A 22479-nucleotide genomic window follows, 5' to 3' on the forward strand; every position below is an offset into this window, starting at 1 on the left:
CAAACCCATTATGAAAGCATTGATTCTTATCACTGCGTTTCTTTTTTCAACAGTATGATTTCGGCAATGGAAACGAAAATCATGATCAGAGCCAAAGGAAGAGAAGCCAAATTTATCGGAATCTCATTGGGTCAGCACGAATTATAAAACCTGAAGCTCTTTAAACACTTCAATAATAGCTTCAATAAGCCCCTTGTCTATATCTTTTTCTGAAGCGGCATCCGGCAGAAGAGCCCTTAAGTCACCGTGATCATCACGCTCAATAATAACTTCAATTCCATTTACATCTACGTAAAGCTTATATCCGTAAGAAAATGTAGCGAGCTTTCCATTGAAAATCATGTCTTTACCCTTGTAGGTTACCGGTACTTCAAATTCTTCCATGCTTAAGCTTCTATTATAATTGGGGCAAATGTCGGAAAATTTTAATTCATATCATCATATAAACTGTAATGATAAAGTAGAATAATGTTAATTGTTAAAAATATTAATGTGCTAAAAACTGTATATTTATCGTTCGTTATGGAGTCATTCCAAAGCAGGAATGATCGATGAATTTGAATTAAGCTATTATGAAAGATACAATCACCATTTTCTGGTTCAGGCGTGATCTGAGATTGGAAGACAATATAGGACTTCACCACGCTCTGCAGTCTGATGCACCGGTAATACCCATATTTATATTTGATACTGATATTCTTGAAAAGCTGCAGGATAAAGAAGACCGAAGGGTAGATTATATCCATCAGGCTTTGGAGAACATCAATATTGCATTGAAAAAATACCACTCAAAAGTCAATACGTATTATGGTAAGCCGATAGACCTATTCAGAAAATTATCCGAAGAATATACTATTGAAGGTGTTTTTTGCAACCGTGATTATGAACCTCAGGCGATTGAACGTGATAAAGAAATCTATTATTTTTTTAAAGAAAAGAATATTCCTTTTAAAGCTTATAAAGATCAGGTGATTTTTGATAAAGACCAGATTATTAAAAAAGATGGTTCACCCTACACGGTTTACACCCCTTTTGCAAAGAAATGGCGGGAAGCCTTAACTCCTGAACATTATCAATCTGTTGAATTGGATTTTAAAAATTTCTTTACACAGGAATATTCTGAGATTCTTACTTTAACAGAGATTGGTTTCAAAAAAACGGATTTTGATTGTAAAAAGCCGTTTCTGGATGTCTCCATTATAGATAATTATGACCAATTTCGTGATTATCCGGCACTGCAGCATACCACACAACTCGGAATTGCTTTACGCTTTGGGACCATCAGCATCAGGAAATGCGTGGATTTTGCACTGAAGCATAATGCGGTATGGCTTTCGGAGCTGATCTGGCGTGAGTTTTTTATGCAGATTCTATATCATTTCCCTCATGTGGTTTCTCAGTCTTTTAAAATACAATATGACAATATCCAATGGCGGAATAATGAAGATGAGTTTAAACACTGGTGCGAAGGAACTACAGGATATCCGATCGTAGATGCCGGAATGAGAGAACTGAATCAGACGGGCTATATGCATAACCGGGTACGAATGATTGTTGCGAGTTTTTTATGCAAACATCTGCTGATCGACTGGCGTTGGGGGGAAGCTTATTTTGCCTTAAAACTGAACGACTACGATCTGTCTGCAAACAATGGAAACTGGCAGTGGGCCGCAGGCTCCGGCTGTGATGCCGCACCTTATTTCAGGGTTTTTAATCCTACCGCCCAGATGGAAAAATTTGACAAAGATTTACTGTACATCAAAAAATGGATTCCGGAGTGGGGTACCTCTGCATATCCTAAGCCAATAGTAGAACATGCTTTTGCCCGCGAAAGAGTGTTATCAGAGTATAAGAAAGCACTGACATCAATATCAGGATAAACAAAATGCCCGGTAACAAATTGTCACCGGGCATCAACCAATTGATATTTAATATGAAAAGTTACTTACCGAAGTAACGGAATCATCAGATTGTTTTCAGGTACAGCTCCTGTAATTCCTTTGCTGTAAATTCCTTCGAAGGTAAATTCTGTACGAGTTCTCCCTGTTTCATAATGCCGATGTTGGTAGCAACACTTACAGCATTGAAGATGTCATGGGTTGCCATTAAAACAGTTCTGCCTTCTTTGCCCAGCTGACGGACAATTTCTGTAAACTCTGCTGTTGCTATAGGATCCAGTCCGCTGGTAGGCTCATCCAGTAGAAGTACTTTGGCATCTTTTGCAAGAGCTATGGCAATACCTACTTTTTGGCGCATTCCTTTGGAATATCCTCCTAATGCTTTTTGATGGGCGGTTTCCTGTAATCCTGTTCGTTTGAGTAATGCGGATAATTCATCCTTCTGATAATCAAAACCTGCAATTTTAGAGAAGAAATCAAGGTTTTCTATTCCGGTAAGGTTAGGGTATAAAAGAACGGTTTCAGGAATATAAGCGAGATATTTTTTTATTTTCTGAGGTTCCTCCTGCACCGAAACAGTATTAATAAATGCATCTCCGGAAGTAGCTTTAATGAGTCCCAGAAGGATATTAATAGTTGTGCTTTTGCCTGCTCCGTTTTGCCCGAGTAGCGCAAAAATTTCTCCTCTCTTTATTTCCAGATTAAGAGAATGGAGCGCTGTAAAATCGTTGTATTTTTTATGTAGGTTGACCGTTTTTAACATAGTTTTCTGAATTTGTATTGTGAAAGGATGATAAATAAAGCAATAAAGATGAGATAGGGAAGAATGATCTGTATCCATTTAACAGATGAAGAAAATCTGAATACCTGTATGGTCTGTTGTGACCAGTTAATGGACTCTGCATTCTTTCCGGAGAAGATAAGAGGGTAGAAAAACAGCCGTTTTTGCTCATGAAATCTCTTGAGTGATGCAGCATATTGTAAATGATTCTGCATATCAGATTTCGCCAGATGACTTTCTGTAAGCTGGGTATGAAGATTCGGAAGAAGATAACCCAAATAAGTTGCCGCCTGATTCCGCTTTTGCATTTTTTCTGTGTATTGTTCCGACGATTTCGCAGATTCAAGATCTCCCATATGCTGCATGGCATAATACCAGGTCCAGGTGAATGCAGCATTTTCTTCCACGGTGAAATTTCTGTATTGGGGATAGGCTTTGTAGAATTTTTCCATGGTTGGCTGCTTAGCCTCATCCCATTTATTATGATAGCCTTCTCTCTGTTCCATCACTGCTTTAAGGGATTCATGAACGGGATAGAGCTTCTGTATCAGGATATTACTGCTCATCGGGATAATGAAATTGATTCCTACCCATACAGTCAGGAGAATTAATGCATTCTGAGCTGATGATTTCCGAAAGGAAATAATCCATCTGCAAAGGGTAAACCAGAATAAAATATAAAGCCAGCCGCTGATGATAAAAGCGATATAATAGAAATCTAAAGGTATTTTAATCCATACCGAAGCGATGATAATTAATGCAAGATAAACAACTGTCACAGCCAAAAGACGTATGAACATCTTATGATCCAGAAGCTTTTGTAAATTATTGCTCTGAACCGAAAGCAGCTTCCAGGTTCCTTTTTCTTCTTCCTCAGAAATCAGGTTATAGCAGAATGCCACAATTACCAGTGGAAAAAGGAAAACAACAACGAAACTAAAGTCAAAATTTCCAACTGCTGCATTGGCGGGATTATAAAAATCCGCATTATAACGCTGTTCTTCAAGATTCCTGATGGTAACCCCTTGAATAGAGGGATTTAAATCACGCATTCCGATATTTAAAGCTGCCAGTTTGGGCGTTTCATTCACCAGATTGAATTTAATATAATAAAGCACCAGTCCCAGATCATCTTTATGAAATTTTGTGTTTCTTTCTATACTTTCTTTCTGAAATGTTCCGCTTTTGGAGATGATATCTTCGTTTCTGTCCAGAAATTTTTTTCCGGTATAAATAGCCATCAGTCCGGCTATCAATAAAAACAGCAGTGCAATGATATAGGCTTTGTTACGGTAAAATTGGGTATATAAATAACGGTTCATTTAGATTAATTTTAATTTTCTTCCACTGAGTTCAATTGCAATAATGCAGACAGCCATCCATAAAACTAATGCCGCTGCGGGTACTGGCTGTTGTTTCATACTGTTCAAAACAGAAGTATACCGGTATTGAAAGTCCGGAAACTTTTCCCAGTTATGTTTGTCGATGACAGCAGGCGGTCCGCCGTTTTCCGGTTTAATATTGCTGATCTGCTCAATTTGTAAATCATTTAGATGCTGGGCCATCTGATAACGATACTCTTCTGCCTGTTCCTGAAACTGGTTATAAGAAAAGAAATCTGTACCTGTAGCAATCATGGAGAAGTTTTTAATAGCAATCGCAGGATTAATCAGTCCTGAAAAATCTGTCAGACTTTGCTGTTTGTTGTAAATGGTCTGCAATTCCTTTTGATGTCTGATATAAATCTGTGAACTTATTTTTTCTCCTTCCTTCATGACGAATCCTCCGTAATTGAAAGGAAGTTCATTGGTTGTTTTCACTTGATACCTTGCCAGTAAAGAATCTTTGATCTTTTTGAAATGCGGATCATCCGGATTATGACTGTCTCCCGATTTTAGAATATCCTTTTCCAGAGTGGTTTCAAAAGCAATACGGGAAGGAGCCGGATATATATTCTGTGCTGCAAACTGAATTCCTTTAGGCAAAACGATTATGAAAAGAAGCCAGAAACCAATAAGGCTGATCAACGCTGATGATGTATTTTTACTGTTCGCGGAAACCACAACGGTCAACGTACAGATAAAAAAATAATAGATCATATAAGCAGGCAGGATAAATGATAAGCGTAATAGAATATCCGTAGAATTTGTAGTTTCTGACATTAATGCAGCCATGAAAACAACAGGAATAACCGGAATCAGAAAACAAAGAGAAAACAGCCAGAGTCCAAGAATTTTCCCCCAGATAATATCCCTTCCGGAAGCTCCCTGCACACTGATGATCTTTAAAGTGGCATTCTCACGTTCCTGTACAATTAATCCAAATCCTAAAAAAAGTATAATCAGTGGAACAATGCTCTGCAAAATAAATGCACTGCTAAATGCCCCGAATCTGACCAAAGTACCAGAACTTCCCGCTTCCGAAAGGTTGGCAGTATTCTGTTTATGGGCTTCCAGAAATATGACATTTCCCAGATAATCATCCAGTCCGTTATCAAAAATATTCAAAGGATGCCCGATTCTGAAAACCAGATAACCATAATGAGCCATACGGTGCGGATGCTTATCAGGTCTGTGTTCCCAGCTTTCCCTGACTGCTTTCCTGTATTCTTTTATTTTTGAAAAAGAGTCCGTGTATTTTGTATATCCTATGCCAATACTCAGCATACAGAACAGGATTACAGCAATAGTGGTGAGCAGATTCTGTTTTCCTTTAAACAAATCCTGCCAGGTTTTTCTCACCATCAATTGTAAGTTTGAAATAGCCATAATTTAAAATTTATAAGTAGCAGTTAGTAAATAATTCCTTGGAGTTCCCGGAAATAATCTTAAGTAGTTCTGAGCCCCAATCCAGTATACTTTGTTCGTGATATTATTCAGATTAAAAGAGAGCTGGACTGTTTTTTTGGGAGTATAATATAAAGCAGCATCTATTGTAGTATAGGCAGGAAGTTCAAAACTTCTTGTGAACCATGGAACTTTAGAACTCTGATAAAGCATTCCGGCACCGATTCCAAAGTCTTTCAGGAATTCTATAGTTGAAAAATTGTAACGAGTCCAGATATTCACAGAATTTTTAGAAGTGTTTTCTTTCCTTTTTCCCACGAGATCACTGTTTGTATCATCCAGTATTTTAGCATCAATATAGCTGTAGCCTCCGTAAATATGCCACTGAGGAAGAATATGACCGGAAAATTCTGCTTCAAATCCGCGGCTTCGGTCTGCCCCGCGCTGTACAAGCTCATCAGGTTCTGAAGGATTATTGGCATTGATTAAAATATTTCTCTGGTAGATTTCATACACTGCAAGATTCAATGAAATCCTGCCAAAAAGCTGTGCTTTGATTCCCAGTTCTTTAAGATCAGAAGTTAAAGGTTTAAATCTTGCTGCAGATCCTGTAAGACTTGAAGTATTAGGCATCAATGTTACCGTATTGGACTGGGGCTGATAGCCTGTAAGATACGTTCCGTAGACATTGATATTATCGGTTAAACGATAGGTGATCCCGAATCTGTAAAGAAGTTTGTTATTATTAAAAGAGGTCTCATTGGTTTCTTTGAAATTGGTGATATCCTGAAACCATTCCTGACGGATTCCCGATAATATTGTAAACTTTTTCCAGGTAAAAAGATGCTGGAAATAAGCTGCATGGGTAGTCGTAAGAGCGGAAGTTAAAGGTGTGATTATATTAAGCGTATTAAAATCAGCACCCTGATAGTTGGCAGCACCCGGATTCAGATCAAATGGCGTAACATTAGGCTTAGGAATGATTGTTCCATTATAATTTACGGTTTGATATTCTGAAGCTTTTAAAGGATTATAAGAAGAAGCAATAGAACCGTTTTTCAAAAGAAAACCTCTTGCAGCATTTTGTTGTCCGCCTTTACGTTTTTCCCAGATCTGGTTATCATAGCCTATCAAGGCCTGATGCAGAACAGAACCGGTTTTGAATTTAAAATTAAAATAAGCATTAATGTTATCTGTTGCCCAGTTTTGTTTTCTCTGCACAAACTGCATCATAGCAAGACTGGAAACCGGTTTATTATCCATATCAGGCACAAAAGAGTTAGTTGTTCTGTGTTCTTGCAGGTTTTCTCTCCAGTATTGCTTCATATAAGAAGCATTAAAACTGATGGATTGGTTAAAATGATGGGCAACAGTTCCCATTATTATGAGCTCTCTGGTTTTAAAAAAATCATCCGGAGCCCCCAGATTCAAAGACCTCGGAGTGCTGTACAAATCTGTTTTTCCTGCGACAGCCCCGAAAATAGGCTGTCCACGATCCAGATTTCCATGAAGATCATTGAAAATCATTTCCACATTCACGGATGTTTTTTCATTTGGAACAAAAGTGATAGAAGGTGAGATCAGAATACCGCTGTTCTTGACATGATCTCTGAATGAATGAGCATTCTGATACGCTCCGTTGAAACGATATAATAAGGTTTTGTTCTTATTTAAAGGACCTGTAAGATCTGTAGTGATACGATAAGTTTCAAAACTACCTCCCGATAAACTAATTTCGTGACGAGGGTTTGACAATGGCTTTTTGGTAACCATATTGATCGTTCCTCCGGGATCTACGCTGGACATGGTAATACTTGCCGGACCTTTAAAAACCTCCACACGTTCTATATTGGAAGTCATAGGCTGTAAAAAATAATATTGTCTTGTCCGCATTCCATTGATGATCTGGCCTTCCTCATTCTGGCTGATCCCGCGGATGTTGTATTGATTATAGTAGCTGGAAGGAGAAACTCCGTTTACATTTTTCATGACCTCTCCAAGCTGAAAAGCCTGACGGTCGGTGATCAGTTCTTTGGTAACGGTATTAAGTGTTAATGGTAGTTCTTTGTTTTTCATCGCAATTTTAGTGGCGGCAAAAGAATAGTCGGAAGTATAATCTTTGGATTTTCTTCCGATAACTTCAACGGTTTGAACTACTGTAGATAATGAATCTTCAGAACTGGATTGAGCATGCAGAAATGATGCTGATATGATGAAACTTACACTGAAAAGTTTCACAGGATTTAGGGAAATGCAATGAAATATTCCCAAATAATTAAAATTACTGGTAATCATGAACAGGGATGTACGGGCAGTGAATGTGCCCATTAATAAAAGGATATCCTTAAGAATATTAAGACTTAGGTATCCACGGAATTACAGTACAGACTATAAAATCTGTAAACAAAATATTAAGACAGCATAGATTATGCTGCCACAGAGAATACGGCTGGGGGAGCTCTGGAGCTGAAAAAGTCCAGAAGACAACGATATGAAATGGCTTTTGGTTGTGGCATTTCATCATCATTGCTCGCGTTAATGGTAAAATCTAAATTCAAAGGTTCAGGGAGAAGAATATTGGTCATATGCATATGAAGTGCACACTGACATTCGTCGTCCTGTGAAAAGGTAGGAATTTTCTCTTCTTTTGAATCCTTTTTATAAATTACTTTACTTTTGGCGTGCCTGTGGTGATCAAGACATGTGGTAACACCACTGACATTTGAAATAAATATCAGGAGTAAAGAAAAGACAAAAAAGACTCTGAGAAATTTTTGCATAATTGGAAAACAAATGTACAATTAAATTTGATAAAAATTGAATCGTGAAGGAAAAGTAACGGATGTTTTTAGTTTTCACTTTGTGTAAAGGTAAATAAAAAAGTCTGACATCACTCTACTTAAGCAATTATATTCTCTAACTTGCTTTGCTATAAATCAAACATTTTCATAAAATAAGGGATGAAATTCAGGTATTGTTTACCTGCAATTTATTAAATTAGAAATAGTTTTTACGATATGACTGAGATCATATTCGATGATGTAGACACTTGATTATATTTGGGCATTGAAAATTTCATATTTCTGACAAATTACAGTATAACCTTCCGATGAATCGGGAGGTTTTTTAGTTTTAATGGCTCAGGCTTTTGATTTGTAGCCCCACCAGGAATCGAACCTGGATCTAAAGTTTAGGAAACTTTTATTCTATCCATTGAACTATAGGGCCTTAGCTTAAATCATAAAATTACAAATTATTCACCGGAATAGTTTAAACTACTGAGTGTTTTATATATTTTTAAGAATTACTGTCCGATAAAAAGTATAAATACATTTAAAATATCAATATTTACGGTATGAATTAACAGGCCGCTCCCCCGAAGCTGTAATTTTAAAACAAATACTTTCTATTAACAGTCAGTTCTCATAAGAACTTGATTTGATCCCATCAGGATTTGATGTTAGTAGAAAAAACGAAGTCCCGTAAAAAATAAAGCTCCGGAGGAGCGATCTGTTAATAATGCTTTAATTTAATCAGACAAGAATTTTTAAGATATATTTTCAACCATAAATAGTTTAATAATCTTTCCATTTTATATAAAAGTATATTTATACACTTTAATATTTACTATTTTTTTTGTTTATTTTTAAATTAATATATTGAAAAACAGCATTTTATACTTTTACTTGATTAAAAAAAAGTATATTAATATACTTTATCTCATTTTTTAAGTATATTTGTATACTAATTTGTTTGCTATGAATTTTGATCTAATAAAATCAGTTGTAGAAATTGTTCAGCAATTTGTAGAAGAAAATGAAGAAAAAGCTATCTATAGCAATGATCTTCATGGTTTTACAGAATGGATCAAGGCTTCTCAAAAAACGAATTCTGAGATACAAGATCCGGATTGGATAGGAAGAGAACTGGGAAGAAGTTCTGATAGTGTCATCAATACATTATTAATAAGAATGAGCAGGTATGCAAAATCCTACTCCCGTTCTGCAATGAATAATTCAGTTTTCTCAAGCCAGGATGATTTTATATACCTCATAAGCCTGAAAACAATGGGACCAATGTCAAAGATGGAATTGATAAGGTATAATGTACATGAAAAATCTTCAGGGATCCTTGTTATTAATCGCTTAATAAGTAATGGCTGGGTGGAGCAGGTTGCCTCTCAAAAAGATAAAAGAATAAAGCAAATTCAGATCACCGAACAAGGATTGATAATATTGAATAATCACATGGATGAAATTCGAAAAGCTTCTCGGTTAGTAACAGGAAATTTAAATCAATCAGAGAGAATGCTGCTCATTTCTATCCTGTCTAAACTGGATGAATTTCACTATTCTGTGTACAGAATGAATCTGGAAACAAAGGATCTGATTGATATTGCCTGTAAAAAACTTAACTAAGCTCAGTCAGTCTTAAAAGCTCTGTAAAACTATTAATTAAATAACAATGGATACTGGAAATTCAAAGAAAAAGATCGCGGTTATAGGTTCTGGATTTTCCGGACTTTCGGCGGCTGCATATGCTGCAAAATCAGGAAATGAAGTACATGTATTTGAAAAGCATAATCAGCCCGGCGGCCGGGCGAGACAATTTGAAACAAATGAAGGATATATCTTTGATATGGGACCCAGCTGGTATTGGATGCCTGATATTATTGAAGGTTTTTTCGCTGATTTCAATTATAAAGTTTCTGATTTTTTTCAACTGGTTTCTTTAGACCCTCAGTTTGAGATGGTTTTTTCAAAAGAGAAAATTTCAGTTCCTGAGAAAAATGATGAAATCCGCGGGCTGTTCGAAAAGATAGAGCCGGGAGCAGCTGTTAAGTATGATAAATTTATGCAATCAGCAAAATTTAAATATGAAGTGGGAATGAAGGAATTTGTTAACAAACCTTGTTACAGCTGGCTGGAGTTTGCTTCTTTAAAAATTGCCGGCAGTGCCCTCAGGCTTGATCTTCTGAGTAACTTCCGAAAATATGTATCAGGGTATTTTTCTGATGAAAAATTAAGGTCTCTGATGGAGTTTCCTGTTATTTTTCTGGGAGCTTCCCCGCAAAATATTCCTGCTCTTTACAGTCTTATGAATTACGGAGGCTATGTTTTAGGAACGAAATACCCGATGGGAGGCTTTTATCAGCTTGTTTTGGCCATGAAAAAAGTAGCAGAAAAACAGGGGGTAACTTTTCATTTTAATCATGAGGTTCAGAAACTTTATACTCAAAACGGAAAGATTTCCTCAATAAAAGTAAATGGTAAAGATTATGAATTTGATGCAGTCATCGCTTCATCAGATTATCATCATACGGAAACATTAATTCCTAAATCCCTCAGGAACTATAATAATGCCTATTGGGAATCAAAAACCTTTGCTCCTTCATGCTTAATTTATTATCTGGGAATCAAAGGAAAAATTCCCCATTTGAAACACCATACTCTTTTCTTTGAAAATGAACTGGACGATCATATAAATTGTATTTATAAAAATAAAAAATGGCCTTCAAAACCGCTTTTTTATACATGCTGTCCTTCAAAAACAGATCCGGGAGTAGCTCCTGAAGATTGTGAAAACCTTTTCTTGCTTCTGCCTCTGGCGCCGGGAATACATGATGAAGAATCTCTCAGGGAAAAATATTTGATGAATATGCTTGAAAGAATTGAAAAGCATACCGGAGAAAGCGATCTGGCATCAAGGATTGAATATAAAAAGAGCTACTGTGTAAGTGATTTTATTGCAGATTATAACGCTTATCAGGGAAATGCCTATGGCTTATCCAATATTTTATCCCAAACAGCGGTGTTAAAACCTAAAATAAGGAACAGAAATATCAGTAATCTCTTTTATACTGGGCAGTTAACTGTCCCGGGTCCCGGAGTACCACCATCAGTTATTTCGGGAAAAATTGTAGCATCTGAAGTTAATAAACTAAAACTAAATTAATATGAAAAAATTGTTTGATGAGTTGTCTTGTGAGGTAAGCAAGTATACTACACGGAAATACAGTACCAGTTTTTCATTAGGAATATTAGCATTAAAACCATCCATCAGATCTGCTATTTACGCCATTTATGGTTATGTACGTCTTGCAGATGAAATTGTTGACAGTTTTCATGGCTATGATAAAGAAAAGCTGTTGAAAAGGTTAAAAGCTGAAACCTATGATGCATTGGAAGACGGCATTTCGATCAATCCTATCCTGAACTCATTTCAGGAAACAGTTCGCCAATATGATATTGATATCCAGCTTATCAATCAGTTTTTACACAGCATGGAAATGGATCTGCAGAAAATAGATTACAATTCTGATCTCTATAATGAATATATCTACGGCTCTGCCGAAGTGGTAGGTCTTATGTGTCTGCAGATATTTACAGGAGGTGATAAACAGCAATTTGAAAAGCTTAAACCATTCGCCATGAAGCTGGGATCAGCTTTTCAAAAGGTGAATTTTTTACGTGATCTGAAAGATGATTACCAGATTTTGGGCAGAACGTATTTTCCATCATTGAATATGTCTGTGTTTGATAATACCGTTAAAGCTCAGATTGAAAAAGAAATTGAAGAAGAATTCAAAGAAGCCCTGCAGGGAATTAAGAAGCTGCCCGGGTCTTCTGTTTTTGGAGTATATCTCGCATACAGGTACTATCTGTCATTATTTGAAAAAATAAAGAAAACAAGTTCGCAGAATATTCTGCAGCAAAGAATCAGGATTGCCAATTCACAGAAATTATTGGTAGCATTCAAAAGCTATATAAGATACAAATCTGCTTATTTCTGATAGCTCCTTTGTTTAGAAGAATGTTTTTAGAATTTATAAATCAATAAAAAATAACGATGTACAGATTATACAGAGAACAGCATTTGAACTGTGATATTGAGACAGCATGGAAATTCTTTTCCTCTCCTCATAATTTATCCGAAATAACACCTAAAAGCATGAATTTTGTGGTTCTTTCAGATATACAGGACGGATCTATTTTTGAAGGCATGGAAATAGATTATACCGTATCTCCTGTATTGGGAATTCCGATGAAATGGAAAACGATTATCAGTCAGGTAAAAGAAGGCAGAAATTTTACAGACTTTCAGAAAGAAGGACCTTATAAATACTGGAATCATTTACATGAGTTCATTCCAGATGAGAATGGTGTATTAATGAAAGATACTGTATATTATGAACTTCCATTAGGGGTTTTTGGAAGGATAGCTCATAGTTTATTTGTTAAAGAAAAGCTCAGAGGCATTTTCGATTTCAGATACAAAGTATTGAATGAACTTTTTAACCACAAACACAATTGACATGAATTTTCTGGTTGTTTTGCTTGTTTTTATTTCTATGGAAGGGGCTACGTGGCTTATTCATAAATATATTATGCATGGTTTTCTTTGGAGTCTGCATCGTGATCATCATGATCACAGCCATAACGGAAAACTTGAAAGGAATGATCTGTTTTTTTTCATTTTTGCAAGTCCCGCTATTGCCTTATTGTATTTAGGCGTAAAGCAGGAATTCAGTTACTGGTTTTTTATTGGTCTCGGAATTAGTCTTTACGGAATGGCTTACTTCTTTGTGCATGATATATTTATCCATCAAAGAGTAAAAATGTTTACAAAAACCAAAAATCCCTATTTCCTTGCCATAAGACGTGCTCATAAGCAGCACCACAAACATTTGGGTAAAGAAGAGGGAGAGTGCTTCGGATTTCTGTGGATTCCTGTTAAATATTTTAAAATGTATTTCAATAAAAAATGATGCCTTATACTTACATACTGATTAATTTTTTCACTGTCATCATCTGCTTTTTAGCCTCTTTTGACAGGAGGATACAATTTAACAAGCTTTTTGGAAAGTTTCTGTTGTCATCTACAATCGTTGCAGTTCCCTTTATTATCTGGGATATATGGTTCACCGCAAAAGGAGTATGGTGGTTTAATCTTAATTATACATTAGGAATTAAGATATCAGGGCTTCCCCTTGAAGAATGGCTGTTCTTTTATTGTATTCCTTTTTCTTGTGTTTTTACCTATTACTGCCTTGAGAAATTTTTTAATATGAATGGGGCTAATGCTTTTAATAATCTCATTGTATTTACCTCCGTCATTGTTCTCAGTGTAACAGGGTTTCTTTATTATGACAGAATTTATACTTTACTTACGGTAATTGTAACCCTATTCACGCTTTGCTATCTGCATTTTATTGTTAAAAAAGAATGGATAGGAAAGGCCAGCTTTGTATACCTGCTATTAATGCCCGGATTTTTTGCAGTGAATGGAATCCTGACAGGATCTTTTATTCCGTCTCCAGTTGTAAACTACAATCCTGATGACTTTTTAGGCATCAGAATGGGAACCATTCCTGTTGAAGATGCTGTTTATGGTTACAGTCAGTTTTTATTAAATATTTATTTCTTTAAAAAAATAACTAAAAATGAAAAATAAAATCATTCTTACATTACTATTAAGTTTGGGGCTTCTAAACATTTTTTCATCCTGTTCTTCCATGCCTGAAAAAGCACAGCCCGTGAGCCAGTTTGATGTCAACAGATATTTAGGAACATGGTATGAAATTGCCAGATTCGATTATCGCTTTGAAAAAGACCTTGATAATGCAATCGCTCAGTACAGCCTTAATGCAGACGGAAATGTAAACGTGGTCAACAGCGGATATAATTTTAAAAAGAACAAATGGGTTTCTGCCAATGGTACTGCTAAATTCAGAGGAGAAAAAAATGTGGCTGCTTTGAAGGTCAGTTTTTTCGGGCCTTTTTATGCCGGTTATAATGTAGTTGCCCTGGAAGAATACAAGTATGCCCTGGTTGCAGGGAAAAATTTAGACTATCTCTGGATTCTTTCCCGTGAAAAAACCATCCCGGAAAATATAAAAAAGAATTTTATTTCCAAAGCTCAGGAAATTGGCTATGATACCTCTAAGCTCATCTGGGTGAAACAGGATAAAAAAAATCCTTTTGACAAATAAAGCTTTAATTTTAAACTCTAAACCTATGCTCAAAATACAAGCTCAATCAAAAATACCTACTGATTATGGATTATTCACAGTATATGCATTTTCAGAACATGAAGAAGACTGGAGTCCAAATTTGGTTCTGGTAGCAGAACATACAGATTTTGATAAGACAGTTAATGTACGTTTTCATTCAGAATGCATTACCGGAGAGGTTTTCCATTCTAAAAAATGTGAATGCGGGCAGCAGCTTGATGCCGCAATGAAATATATGTCTGAAAACGGAGGCGTCATTATCTATCTCCGCCAGGAAGGTAGAAATATCGGAATTATTAATAAGCTCAAAGCGTATGCCCTTCAGGAGCAGGGGCTGGATACCGTTGAGGCTAATCTCAGGCTGGGTCTTCCCGCTGATGCAAGGAACTTTGATGTGGCCGTGGAAATGCTGAATCTGCTGAGCATCAGAAAAATTAATCTCTTAACGAATAATCCTGATAAGATTAAATCAATAGAGAACAGTGAAATGATACTCAATAGCAGAATTCCCCTAGAAATAGATCCCAATGAAGTTAATGAAGGTTATCTTGTTAAAAAAAAGGACTATTTTGGTCATCTCTTGGAAAAAATATAATAACCATCAGGCAGACACAATGATATAAACCTGTGAAATCCAATAATTATGGAAAAAATACTGCTTACAGGAGCTACCGGCTATATTGGTAAAAGAATGATCAGTGTAATTGCTGCACAGGGATATAAAGTAGTCTGTTGCTGTAGAGACGTTAGTCGTTTTACCAGAAACATGGATATCGATGAACAGCTTATTGAAGTCATTGAAGTTGATTTTCTCAAGCCGGAAACACTTAAAAATATTCCTGAAGATATTGCGGGTGCTTATTATCTGATGCATTCTATGAGCAATTCTGCTGATTATGAAGATTCAGAAAAAAAATGTGCCTCTAATTTTTCTGGTTATATAGAAAAAACACAATGTAAACATATTGTGTATCTTTCAGGGCTGGTGAATGAAAAAGAACTTTCAAAGCATCTGAACTCCAGGTATGAAGTTGAAAAAATCCTTATGGAGTGCAGGGTTCCCGCAACCGTTCTGCGTGCAGGAATTATCATTGGATCAGGAAGTGCTTCGTTTGAGATCATCAGAGATCTTGTTGAAAAGCTGCCCGTCATGGTAGCTCCTAAGTGGCTGTATACAAGATGTCAGCCGATAGGTATTGCCAACGTTCTGGATTTTCTGATTTTTGTACTCTTTAAAGAAAATGCTTATCAGAAAAACTTTGACATTGGATGTGATGATGTGCTAACCTATAAAGAGATGTTGTTACAGTTTGCAAAAGTAAGAGGTCTTAAAAGAACTATTTTTACACTGCCCGTAATGACCCCCAGATTATCTTCCTACTGGCTCTATTTTATTACTTCAACTTCTTATAATCTGGCAAAAGCATTAGTTGGAAGCATGAAAATAGAAGTGGTCTGCCGTCCTGAAAGTCTTACTGAAATTAAATTAATTACCGGCATTCAGCCGTTTTCGTATAATACAGCACTGAAACGGACTCTTGCAAAAATTCAGGCTAATGAAATTATATCCAGCTGGAAAGACAGTTTTATCAGCAGCCGTAATGATTCAACATTAAAACAATATCAGGACGTACCGAAATATGGTTGTTTTACAGACCTCAGAAGTGAAGAATATGATGATAGGGAAGCTTGTATGGATCGTGTTTTTGAGTTAGGAGGAACTCATGGATGGTACGGGCAGAGTCTTTGGAAAATAAGAGGATTATTTGATAAAATGGTTGGCGGCCCGGGATTGAGAAGGGGGCGCAGGCATCCTACAGATCTTATAGAAGGTGATGCACTGGACTTCTGGAGAGTACTGTATGCCAACCGTAAAGAAGGAAAACTCATCTTATTGGCGGAGATGAAACTTCCGGGAGAAGCATGGCTGATGTTTAAAATTTACAGAAATAAAATCTGGCAAAAAGCTGTCTTTCGGCCAAAAGGTGTTTGGGGAAGGTTGTATTGGCTGATGGTACTGCCATTCCATGGATTTATCTTCAAAGGAATGATTAGAAGACTCAGTGGAAAGCAAAAATAAAATTCTCACTTAAAAAATTCTACAAATTTCAATTTTGGGAATATTTTAACATAGTATGTATTTTTTAGGCATGAAGGTTGTTTATTTATATACCAAATACTTAAATATTATATTATGAATAATTCAGATTACAACAAAGCGGAAAAAGCGGTAAACGAAACAGAAAACACTTTAAAAAATGCAGCAAATGATGCAAAGTGGAAAGTGAATGACTTAGCAGATAAAGCCAGAGATTATATCAATGAAAAAAGAAATAGTGATGAAGAAGCAACACAGGAAGATTGGCTGGAAAGAGTAAAATCAAATATTTCCGACACTTGGGATGATATTAAAGATAAAGCGGACGAGGCTTGGGAAAAAACAAAAGATGCTGCAGAAGATGTAAAAGCCGAATGGAGAAAGAAAACAAATTAAGGTTAGTTTGATGAATGACCAGAACTCTTAAAGTTCTGGTCATTTATTATTTTATATAGTTTATTTGTATTCTATATTCTGATGTGTTTTATCTTTCCAGCATTGTTATGCTAACCTGATATAAAATTTCACACTCTTCATAGAGTTTATCAATAAAAATAAGCGGATTCCCCAAAATTTGATTTTACCCCAAATATTTTGAATACATATTCTTTTGTTTTCATAAACTTCTTCTCTTTATCCTGCCAATTATAATCTGAAAAATGATAATGCGAATGCATAGTTTCCGGGGAAAAAATGTGGTATGAAATACTTACTCATAATCCTTTAAAAATTGCTATGTTTTGAAATATTGTGAGTATTTTTGAGGTTTAAATATCTGTAACTAATTATTGATTTTAACTTCTATGATTTTAATTGTTGATGACAATCAAAGTAATCTTTATTCACTGCAAAAATTACTTGAATCCAAGGATTTTCAGGTGGAAACAGCCAATTCCGGTGAAGAGGCTCTGGGCAAAGCCCTCAAAAACGACTATGCCCTCATTATTCTGGATGTTCAAATGCCTGATATGGACGGCTTTGAAGTGGCGGAAACACTGGCAGATTATAGCAAAACAAAAGAAGTTCCCATTATATTTTTATCGGCTGTCAGCACAGACAAAAAATTCATAACGCAAGGCTATGCTTCCGGTGCTAAAGACTATGTAACCAAACCTGTGGATCCTGAGATCCTTTTGCTTAAGGTGAAAACCTTCTACAATCTTCAGGAACAGAATATAGCCATGAAAAAGACCCAGCAGAATCTTGAACTGGAGGTTAAAGGAAGACGTGCATCACAAGTGACGATGAAGTCTCAGATAGACCATTTTCACTTAATGCTGGAATCGCTTCCACAAATTGCATTTACGCTGAATGAAGCAGGAGCCGTTGATTTTGTGAATGGTAAGTGGTACGAATATTCAAAAACCGAACAGAATTTCCCTGAAATACATCCGGATGATCCTGATATCACAGACGAGTTTGCAAGATGCAGGAAAAAAGGAAAAGCTCTTGAGCTGGAGATTAGAATTAAAAATGTCATTTCAGGTAATTACCGCTATCATTTGCTAAGAGTAACTCCGGTTTATGATGAAGGTCGTATTAAAAACTGGGTTGGAACTTTTACTGATATTGATGACCAGAAGAAAATCGAAAAAGAAAAGGACGAATTTTTAAGTATTGCAAGCCATGAGCTGAAGACACCTCTAACGAGTATTAAAGCATATGTGCAGTTATTAGAAAGAAAGTTGAAACTTGATAAAGAAAGCTCAGAAGCAGGATTTGTTATGAAAGTTCAGGGACAGATTGAAAAGCTGAATACCCTTATTACAGATCTGCTGGATGTTTCCAAAATAGAAAATGGTAAGCTTAAAATTAATAAAAAACCGGTTAACCTCGAAAATTTGATCAATAATGCTATTGAAACAATATTGCAAACCCATGATCAGCGCGAAGTGAAAATTGAGCGTCATGGAACAAAACCTGATATTTTAATTCCTTTAGATGAGATCCGTATAGAGCAGGTTCTCATTAATTTTCTCACAAATGCCATTAAATATTCACCAGATAACAATCAGGTTATAGTTACCACTTTTGTAGACAAGGAAGCGGAAGAAGTACGAGTGAATGTAACCGACTTTGGGATTGGAATTCCTGATTTTAAACAGGATGCTGTATTTAAGAAATTCTATCGTGTAGAAGAATCTTCATTGCAGTTTCAGGGTATGGGGATCGGATTGTTCATTTGTTCTGAAATCATCAAGCAGCACCATGGAAGTGTTGGCGTTTCCAGCATTCTAGATGAAGGCTCTACTTTTTATTTTACATTACCACTAAATTAATTTTAATGCCAAAAAAAATAATACGAAATCTTCAGTTTGGAGTAGGTCTTTCGCTTTTGATTTTAATCGCAAGTTCACTGGCTTCCTATTGGAGTATCCGGAACCAGATGAATCATAGGGAGAATCTTTCTAAAAGCAGACGTTCTGTAACAGCAGTGAAAGATGTGCTGGTTGCTTTACTGGATGCAGAAACCGGAAACAGAGGTTATCAGCTTACCGGAAGAGAAGACTTTCTTGAACCCTATAAAAGGGGATTGAAAGAATATCCTGAAGCTTTGATACGCGCTGAATCTTTGGGTATCAATGATCAGAATCAATTACAAAGACTTGCCGGTCTGAAAGCAGCAGTGGATCGGGTAATGGATAATCTGAAGCATTTGGTTGAGAGCAGACGAAGAGGTATTATAATGACTCAACAGCAGATTATTGAAGGCAAGGCCTATATGGATCAATCCCGGAAAATTGTTAATGATTTTGTACAATACGAAGAAAGGCAGCTGCAAATTAAAAATAAGGATCTTAACCGTTCATCCCAGACAACGGTTCTGTTTATCATTTTTTCCGCAATTGCTGCAGTTGTTGTAACTGCATTTTTCTATATAAAAATGCGCGCAGATCTTATCCGAAGAGATAAACTGGAAAAAATGCTTAAGGAGAAGGATGAAGAAACAACGCGTCGTGTAAGTGCTATTCAAAAAATTGCCAACAGAGTAGCTAACGGTGATTACAGTGAAAAAGTAGTGGATAACGCTCAGGATGATCTCGGAGACCTTGTTGAATCTCTGAATAATATGACAGAGTCTCTCAAAACCTCCTTTGATAAAATTAATAGAAGTGACTGGCGTCAGAAAGGTCTTGCTTTGCTGAATGAATCACTGGTAGGAAATAAATCGGTGCAGGAAGTTTCTGATAAAGCTTTAATGCAATTGATTGAATATGGAAACTGTATCAACGGTTCGCTGTATTTATATGATGAAGGCCTCTTAAAGCTTAATAAAGCTTACGGACTGGAATCCAATATGAAAAAATCTTTTGAACCTGGAGAAGGAATGGTGGGGCAGGCTTTTGTTAAAACTAAAACACAGGTTTATAATAATCTTCATGAAGATGATTTTGTAGTGACTTTTGCCAGCAGTACGATTAAAATTTATGGAATTATACTGCTTCCACTCTTTGCAGACGGTCATATAATCGGAGTTCTGGAACTTGGCTCCACTTCTAACTTTGATGAAGACAGAATAAGTTATTTTGAAGAATGTTGCGTTAATATAGGAATTGCCCTGAGTGCTGCAAAAGGCCGGGAAAAAGAACAACAGTTACTGGAAGAAACCCAGGCACAGTCTGAAGAACTGCAGGTTCAGCACTCTGAACTTGAAAATCTGAATACTGAACTTGAAGCACAAACACAGAAACTTCAGGCTTCGGAAGAAGAGCTCAAAGTACAGCAGGAAGAACTGATGCAGGCCAATGCAGAACTGGAAGAGCGTTCCAGATTGCTGGAAGAGAAAAATCATTTGATTGCTGAACGTAATAATGAGATTCAGAAGAAGGTAGAGGAGCTGGCATTAAGTACCAAATACAAATCTGAGTTTTTAGCCAATATGTCTCATGAATTGAGAACTCCGCTGAATTCAATCCTTCTTTTATCACGACTAATGACGGAAAATCCGGATGAAAACCTCAATGAAGATCAAGTAGAATCTGCAAAAGTAATTCATAGTTCCGGAACCAGTTTATTAACCCTTATTGATGAAATCCTGGATCTTGCAAAAATAGAATCCGGTAAAATGACTCTTGAATATCAGGAGGTGATTATCGAAGAAGTGGTAAAAGATCTAAAGAGTCTTTTTAACCCTGTCTTTCAGGAGAAAGCCCTTCCGTTTAACATTGAAATTGAAGCAGACGTTCAGAACGTTATCGAAAGTGACCGTCTTAGAATTGATCAGGTCTTAAGAAATCTATTGTCCAATGCTTTAAAATTTACCACAAAAGGGAGCATCGATTTACACATCAAAAAACATTCTGAAAAACCTGATTTCATAATATTTTCAGTTAAAGATACAGGTGTTGGTATCGCAGAAGATAAGCAAAAGATCATCTTTGAAGCATTCCAGCAGGCAGATGGTTCTACCAAACGAAAATTTGGAGGGACAGGCCTTGGTTTATCAATCAGCCGTGAAATTGCCAGGCTTCTGGGAGGAGAGCTGGCTCTGAAAAGTGAGGTAGACAAAGGAAGTGAATTCAGTTTTATCATTCCTGTACATGCCGTAACGGAAATTGCTCATTCTGAGACGGATCAGAATCTTGTAGAAGTGATACGTGAAGATGTGGAAGAAATCCAAAATATACTTGATGATGGAGAAGAAAAAAACACTCTGTTAAATACCCTTGAGATTCCTGATGATGTGGCGGATGACAGAGAAAATATTCAGGAAGGGGATAAAGTTATTTTAATTATTGAAGATGATATCAATTTTGCTAAAGCCTTATTGAAATATGCTCATTTGCAAAACTATAAAGGAGTTGTTGTAGTGAGAGGAGATTATGGTCTTTCAGCAGCTCAGAAGTACCACCCACATGCCATTTTACTGGATGTTCAGCTTCCTGTAAAAGACGGTTGGGAGGTAATGGACGAACTGAAATCTGATCCTTATATCAAACATATTCCGGTTCATATGATGTCTGTCCTTCATCTTAAAAAGGAAAGCCTGATGAAAGGTGCTGTAGACTTTATTAACAAGCCGGTAGCGCTGGATAAAATGACTGATGTATTCAGAAAAATCGAAGAAGCCTTAAAAAAAGGATCTCAAAAAGTGCTGATTGTAGAAGAAAACGCCAAGCATGCCAGTGCATTGTCTTATTTCCTGAGCAATTTCAATATCTCTTTATCAGTAGAACATACGGTGGAAGATAGTGTAAAAGCTCTGACTTCGGATCTTGTTGACTGCGTTATTCTGGATATCGGAAGCTCAAAAGGAAATGATTATCATGTAATAGAATCAATCAAAAGTCATGAAGGGCTGGAAAATCTTCCTATTATCATTTTTACAGAACACCATTTATCTAAAGAAGAAGAGCTTAAAATAAAACAGTATGCAGATTCAATTGTTGTAAAAACAGCACATTCATACCAGAGAATTTTAGATGAAGTAGGGTTGTTCCTGCATTTGGTGGAAGAAAAAAATAATTCCTCAGAAAATACCACAGGCAGAATGTTGGGATCTCTCACTGAAGTGCTGAGTGGTAAAAAAGTACTCATTACGGATGATGATGTCCGTAATATTTTTTCTTTAACCAAAGCCCTGGAAAAATATAAGGTGGAAGTGATTGTAGCCATGGATGGAAAGCATGCCCTTGAGCAAATTCACCACAATCCTGATATAGATGTGATCTTAATGGATATGATGATGCCGGAAATGGATGGCTATGAAACCATAAAGCAGATAAGAAAAATGCCGGCATTTAAAAAGCTTCCTATCATAGCCGTAACTGCAAAATCAATGATTGGAGATCGCGAGAAATGTATTACAGCCGGAGCTTCGGATTATATCTCAAAACCCGTGGATATTGATCAGCTATTGTCGCTTCTTCGCGTTTGGTTATATGAAAGTTAAACAGATAAAA

General features: G+C 36.4%; 19 protein-coding genes and 1 tRNA gene. 13 read left to right on the forward strand and 7 right to left on the reverse strand.

All coding sequences use genetic code 11. The features are described 5' to 3' along the window. Nucleotides 1-141 precede the first annotated feature (141 nt). On the reverse strand, nucleotides 142-384 hold the full coding sequence (locus tag C8D70_RS00525; protein ID WP_076597704.1) for a hypothetical protein: 243 nt from the start codon (nucleotides 382-384) through the stop codon (nucleotides 142-144). Nucleotides 385-572: 188 nt separating this feature from the next. On the opposite strand from C8D70_RS00525, the gene C8D70_RS00530 reads away from it, so the two are divergent. After that, nucleotides 573-1880, forward strand: a complete 1308-nt coding sequence (locus tag C8D70_RS00530; protein ID WP_110366039.1) for a cryptochrome/photolyase family protein — start codon at nucleotides 573-575, stop codon at nucleotides 1878-1880. An 85-nt stretch (nucleotides 1881-1965) separates the two neighbouring features. On the opposite strand, the gene C8D70_RS00535 is transcribed toward C8D70_RS00530, so the two are convergent. The 6 genes from C8D70_RS00535 to C8D70_RS00560 all read right to left on the reverse strand — a co-directional run bounded on the left by C8D70_RS00535 (nucleotide 1966) and on the right by C8D70_RS00560 (nucleotide 8693). Further along, nucleotides 1966-2661 carry an ABC transporter ATP-binding protein gene (locus C8D70_RS00535; RefSeq protein ID WP_110366040.1) on the reverse strand — a complete coding sequence of 232 codons (696 nt, stop codon included), beginning with the start codon at nucleotides 2659-2661 and terminating at the stop codon, nucleotides 1966-1968. Beyond that, nucleotides 2655-4001, reverse strand: coding sequence for a DUF3526 domain-containing protein (locus C8D70_RS00540; protein ID WP_110366041.1), 1347 nt, complete (start codon nucleotides 3999-4001; stop codon nucleotides 2655-2657). Before C8D70_RS00540 ends, C8D70_RS00535 begins: the two co-directional genes overlap by 7 nt. Then, complete coding sequence (locus C8D70_RS00545; RefSeq protein ID WP_076597700.1) at nucleotides 4002-5447, reverse strand: ABC transporter permease; 1446 nt, start codon at nucleotides 5445-5447, stop codon at nucleotides 4002-4004. Between the two features lie 3 nt (nucleotides 5448-5450). Next, nucleotides 5451-7703, reverse strand: coding sequence for a TonB-dependent siderophore receptor (locus tag C8D70_RS00550; protein WP_228407950.1), 2253 nt, complete (start codon nucleotides 7701-7703; stop codon nucleotides 5451-5453). Nucleotides 7704-7891: 188 nt separating this feature from the next. Beyond that, nucleotides 7892-8245, reverse strand: coding sequence for a hypothetical protein (locus tag C8D70_RS00555; protein WP_110366043.1), 354 nt, complete (start codon nucleotides 8243-8245; stop codon nucleotides 7892-7894). 376 nt (nucleotides 8246-8621) lie between these two features. Continuing rightward, nucleotides 8622-8693, reverse strand: a tRNA-Arg gene (locus tag C8D70_RS00560). Between the two features lie 530 nt (nucleotides 8694-9223). Here C8D70_RS00560 and C8D70_RS00565 point away from each other — a divergent pair. The 12 genes from C8D70_RS00565 (at nucleotide 9224) to C8D70_RS00620 (ending at nucleotide 22469) form a co-directional block, all read left to right on the forward strand. Further along, entirely contained in the window at nucleotides 9224-9883 is a 660-nt protein-coding gene (locus tag C8D70_RS00565) for a MarR family winged helix-turn-helix transcriptional regulator (RefSeq protein ID WP_076597698.1), read from the forward strand. A 46-nt stretch (nucleotides 9884-9929) separates the two neighbouring features. Then, nucleotides 9930-11420 carry a phytoene desaturase family protein gene (locus tag C8D70_RS00570; protein ID WP_110366044.1) on the forward strand — a complete coding sequence of 497 codons (1491 nt, stop codon included), beginning with the start codon at nucleotides 9930-9932 and terminating at the stop codon, nucleotides 11418-11420. Nucleotide 11421: 1 nt separating this feature from the next. Then, nucleotides 11422-12258 carry a phytoene/squalene synthase family protein gene (locus tag C8D70_RS00575; protein ID WP_076597696.1) on the forward strand — a complete coding sequence of 279 codons (837 nt, stop codon included), beginning with the start codon at nucleotides 11422-11424 and terminating at the stop codon, nucleotides 12256-12258. 56 nt (nucleotides 12259-12314) lie between these two features. Beyond that, on the forward strand, nucleotides 12315-12779 hold the full coding sequence (locus C8D70_RS00580) for an SRPBCC family protein (RefSeq protein WP_110366045.1): 465 nt from the start codon (nucleotides 12315-12317) through the stop codon (nucleotides 12777-12779). Nucleotide 12780: 1 nt separating this feature from the next. After that, a complete protein-coding gene (locus C8D70_RS00585) occupies nucleotides 12781-13233 on the forward strand; it encodes a sterol desaturase family protein (protein ID WP_076597694.1) in 453 nt (150 codons plus the stop codon). Continuing rightward, nucleotides 13233-13919: a lycopene cyclase domain-containing protein gene (locus C8D70_RS00590; RefSeq protein WP_228407966.1), complete on the forward strand. Its 687-nt coding sequence runs from the start codon at nucleotides 13233-13235 to the stop codon at nucleotides 13917-13919. Before C8D70_RS00585 ends, C8D70_RS00590 begins: the two co-directional genes overlap by 1 nt. Further along, the gene (locus tag C8D70_RS00595) at nucleotides 13909-14457 is read left to right on the forward strand and encodes a lipocalin family protein (protein ID WP_110366047.1); all 549 of its coding nucleotides are present in this window, start codon (nucleotides 13909-13911) and stop codon (nucleotides 14455-14457) included. Before C8D70_RS00590 ends, C8D70_RS00595 begins: the two co-directional genes overlap by 11 nt. A 25-nt stretch (nucleotides 14458-14482) precedes the next feature. After that, on the forward strand, nucleotides 14483-15073 hold the full coding sequence (gene ribA / locus C8D70_RS00600; protein ID WP_110366048.1) for a GTP cyclohydrolase II: 591 nt from the start codon (nucleotides 14483-14485) through the stop codon (nucleotides 15071-15073). Between the two features lie 48 nt (nucleotides 15074-15121). Further along, nucleotides 15122-16558 (forward strand): SDR family oxidoreductase, encoded by a 1437-nt coding sequence (locus C8D70_RS00605; RefSeq protein ID WP_110366049.1) that lies wholly within the window; start codon nucleotides 15122-15124, stop codon nucleotides 16556-16558. A 114-nt stretch (nucleotides 16559-16672) separates the two neighbouring features. Then, the gene (locus C8D70_RS00610) at nucleotides 16673-16972 is read left to right on the forward strand and encodes a hypothetical protein (RefSeq protein WP_076597689.1); all 300 of its coding nucleotides are present in this window, start codon (nucleotides 16673-16675) and stop codon (nucleotides 16970-16972) included. A 407-nt stretch (nucleotides 16973-17379) separates the two neighbouring features. Next, a complete protein-coding gene (locus C8D70_RS00615; protein WP_076597384.1) occupies nucleotides 17380-18855 on the forward strand; it encodes a response regulator in 1476 nt (491 codons plus the stop codon). A 5-nt stretch (nucleotides 18856-18860) separates the two neighbouring features. Beyond that, a complete protein-coding gene (locus C8D70_RS00620; protein WP_110366050.1) occupies nucleotides 18861-22469 on the forward strand; it encodes a response regulator in 3609 nt (1202 codons plus the stop codon). Nucleotides 22470-22479 lie beyond the last annotated feature (10 nt).

It is taken from the genome of Chryseobacterium sp. CBTAP 102 (genome assembly GCF_003201365.1).
In the GTDB taxonomy this organism is placed as follows: Bacteria; Bacteroidota; Bacteroidia; order Flavobacteriales; family Weeksellaceae; genus Chryseobacterium; species Chryseobacterium candidae.

Coding starts and splice junctions, on each gene's coding strand:
- C8D70_RS00540 (WP_110366041.1), bottom strand. CDS start 4,001: ATGAACCGTTATTTATATACCCAATTTTACCGTAACAAAGCCTATATC.
- C8D70_RS00530 (WP_110366039.1), top strand. CDS start 573: ATGAAAGATACAATCACCATTTTCTGGTTCAGGCGTGATCTGAGATTG.
- C8D70_RS00585 (WP_076597694.1), top strand. CDS start 12,781: ATGAATTTTCTGGTTGTTTTGCTTGTTTTTATTTCTATGGAAGGGGCT.
- C8D70_RS00525 (WP_076597704.1), bottom strand. CDS start 384: ATGGAAGAATTTGAAGTACCGGTAACCTACAAGGGTAAAGACATGATT.
- C8D70_RS00610 (WP_076597689.1), top strand. CDS start 16,673: ATGAATAATTCAGATTACAACAAAGCGGAAAAAGCGGTAAACGAAACA.
- C8D70_RS00605 (WP_110366049.1), top strand. CDS start 15,122: ATGGAAAAAATACTGCTTACAGGAGCTACCGGCTATATTGGTAAAAGA.
- C8D70_RS00535 (WP_110366040.1), bottom strand. CDS start 2,661: ATGTTAAAAACGGTCAACCTACATAAAAAATACAACGATTTTACAGCG.
- C8D70_RS00615 (WP_076597384.1), top strand. CDS start 17,380: ATGATTTTAATTGTTGATGACAATCAAAGTAATCTTTATTCACTGCAA.
- C8D70_RS00565 (WP_076597698.1), top strand. CDS start 9,224: ATGAATTTTGATCTAATAAAATCAGTTGTAGAAATTGTTCAGCAATTT.
- ribA (WP_110366048.1), top strand. CDS start 14,483: ATGCTCAAAATACAAGCTCAATCAAAAATACCTACTGATTATGGATTA.
- C8D70_RS00555 (WP_110366043.1), bottom strand. CDS start 8,245: ATGCAAAAATTTCTCAGAGTCTTTTTTGTCTTTTCTTTACTCCTGATA.
- C8D70_RS00575 (WP_076597696.1), top strand. CDS start 11,422: ATGAAAAAATTGTTTGATGAGTTGTCTTGTGAGGTAAGCAAGTATACT.
- C8D70_RS00590 (WP_228407966.1), top strand. CDS start 13,233: ATGCCTTATACTTACATACTGATTAATTTTTTCACTGTCATCATCTGC.
- C8D70_RS00620 (WP_110366050.1), top strand. CDS start 18,861: ATGCCAAAAAAAATAATACGAAATCTTCAGTTTGGAGTAGGTCTTTCG.
- C8D70_RS00545 (WP_076597700.1), bottom strand. CDS start 5,447: ATGGCTATTTCAAACTTACAATTGATGGTGAGAAAAACCTGGCAGGAT.
- C8D70_RS00580 (WP_110366045.1), top strand. CDS start 12,315: ATGTACAGATTATACAGAGAACAGCATTTGAACTGTGATATTGAGACA.
- C8D70_RS00595 (WP_110366047.1), top strand. CDS start 13,909: ATGAAAAATAAAATCATTCTTACATTACTATTAAGTTTGGGGCTTCTA.
- C8D70_RS00570 (WP_110366044.1), top strand. CDS start 9,930: ATGGATACTGGAAATTCAAAGAAAAAGATCGCGGTTATAGGTTCTGGA.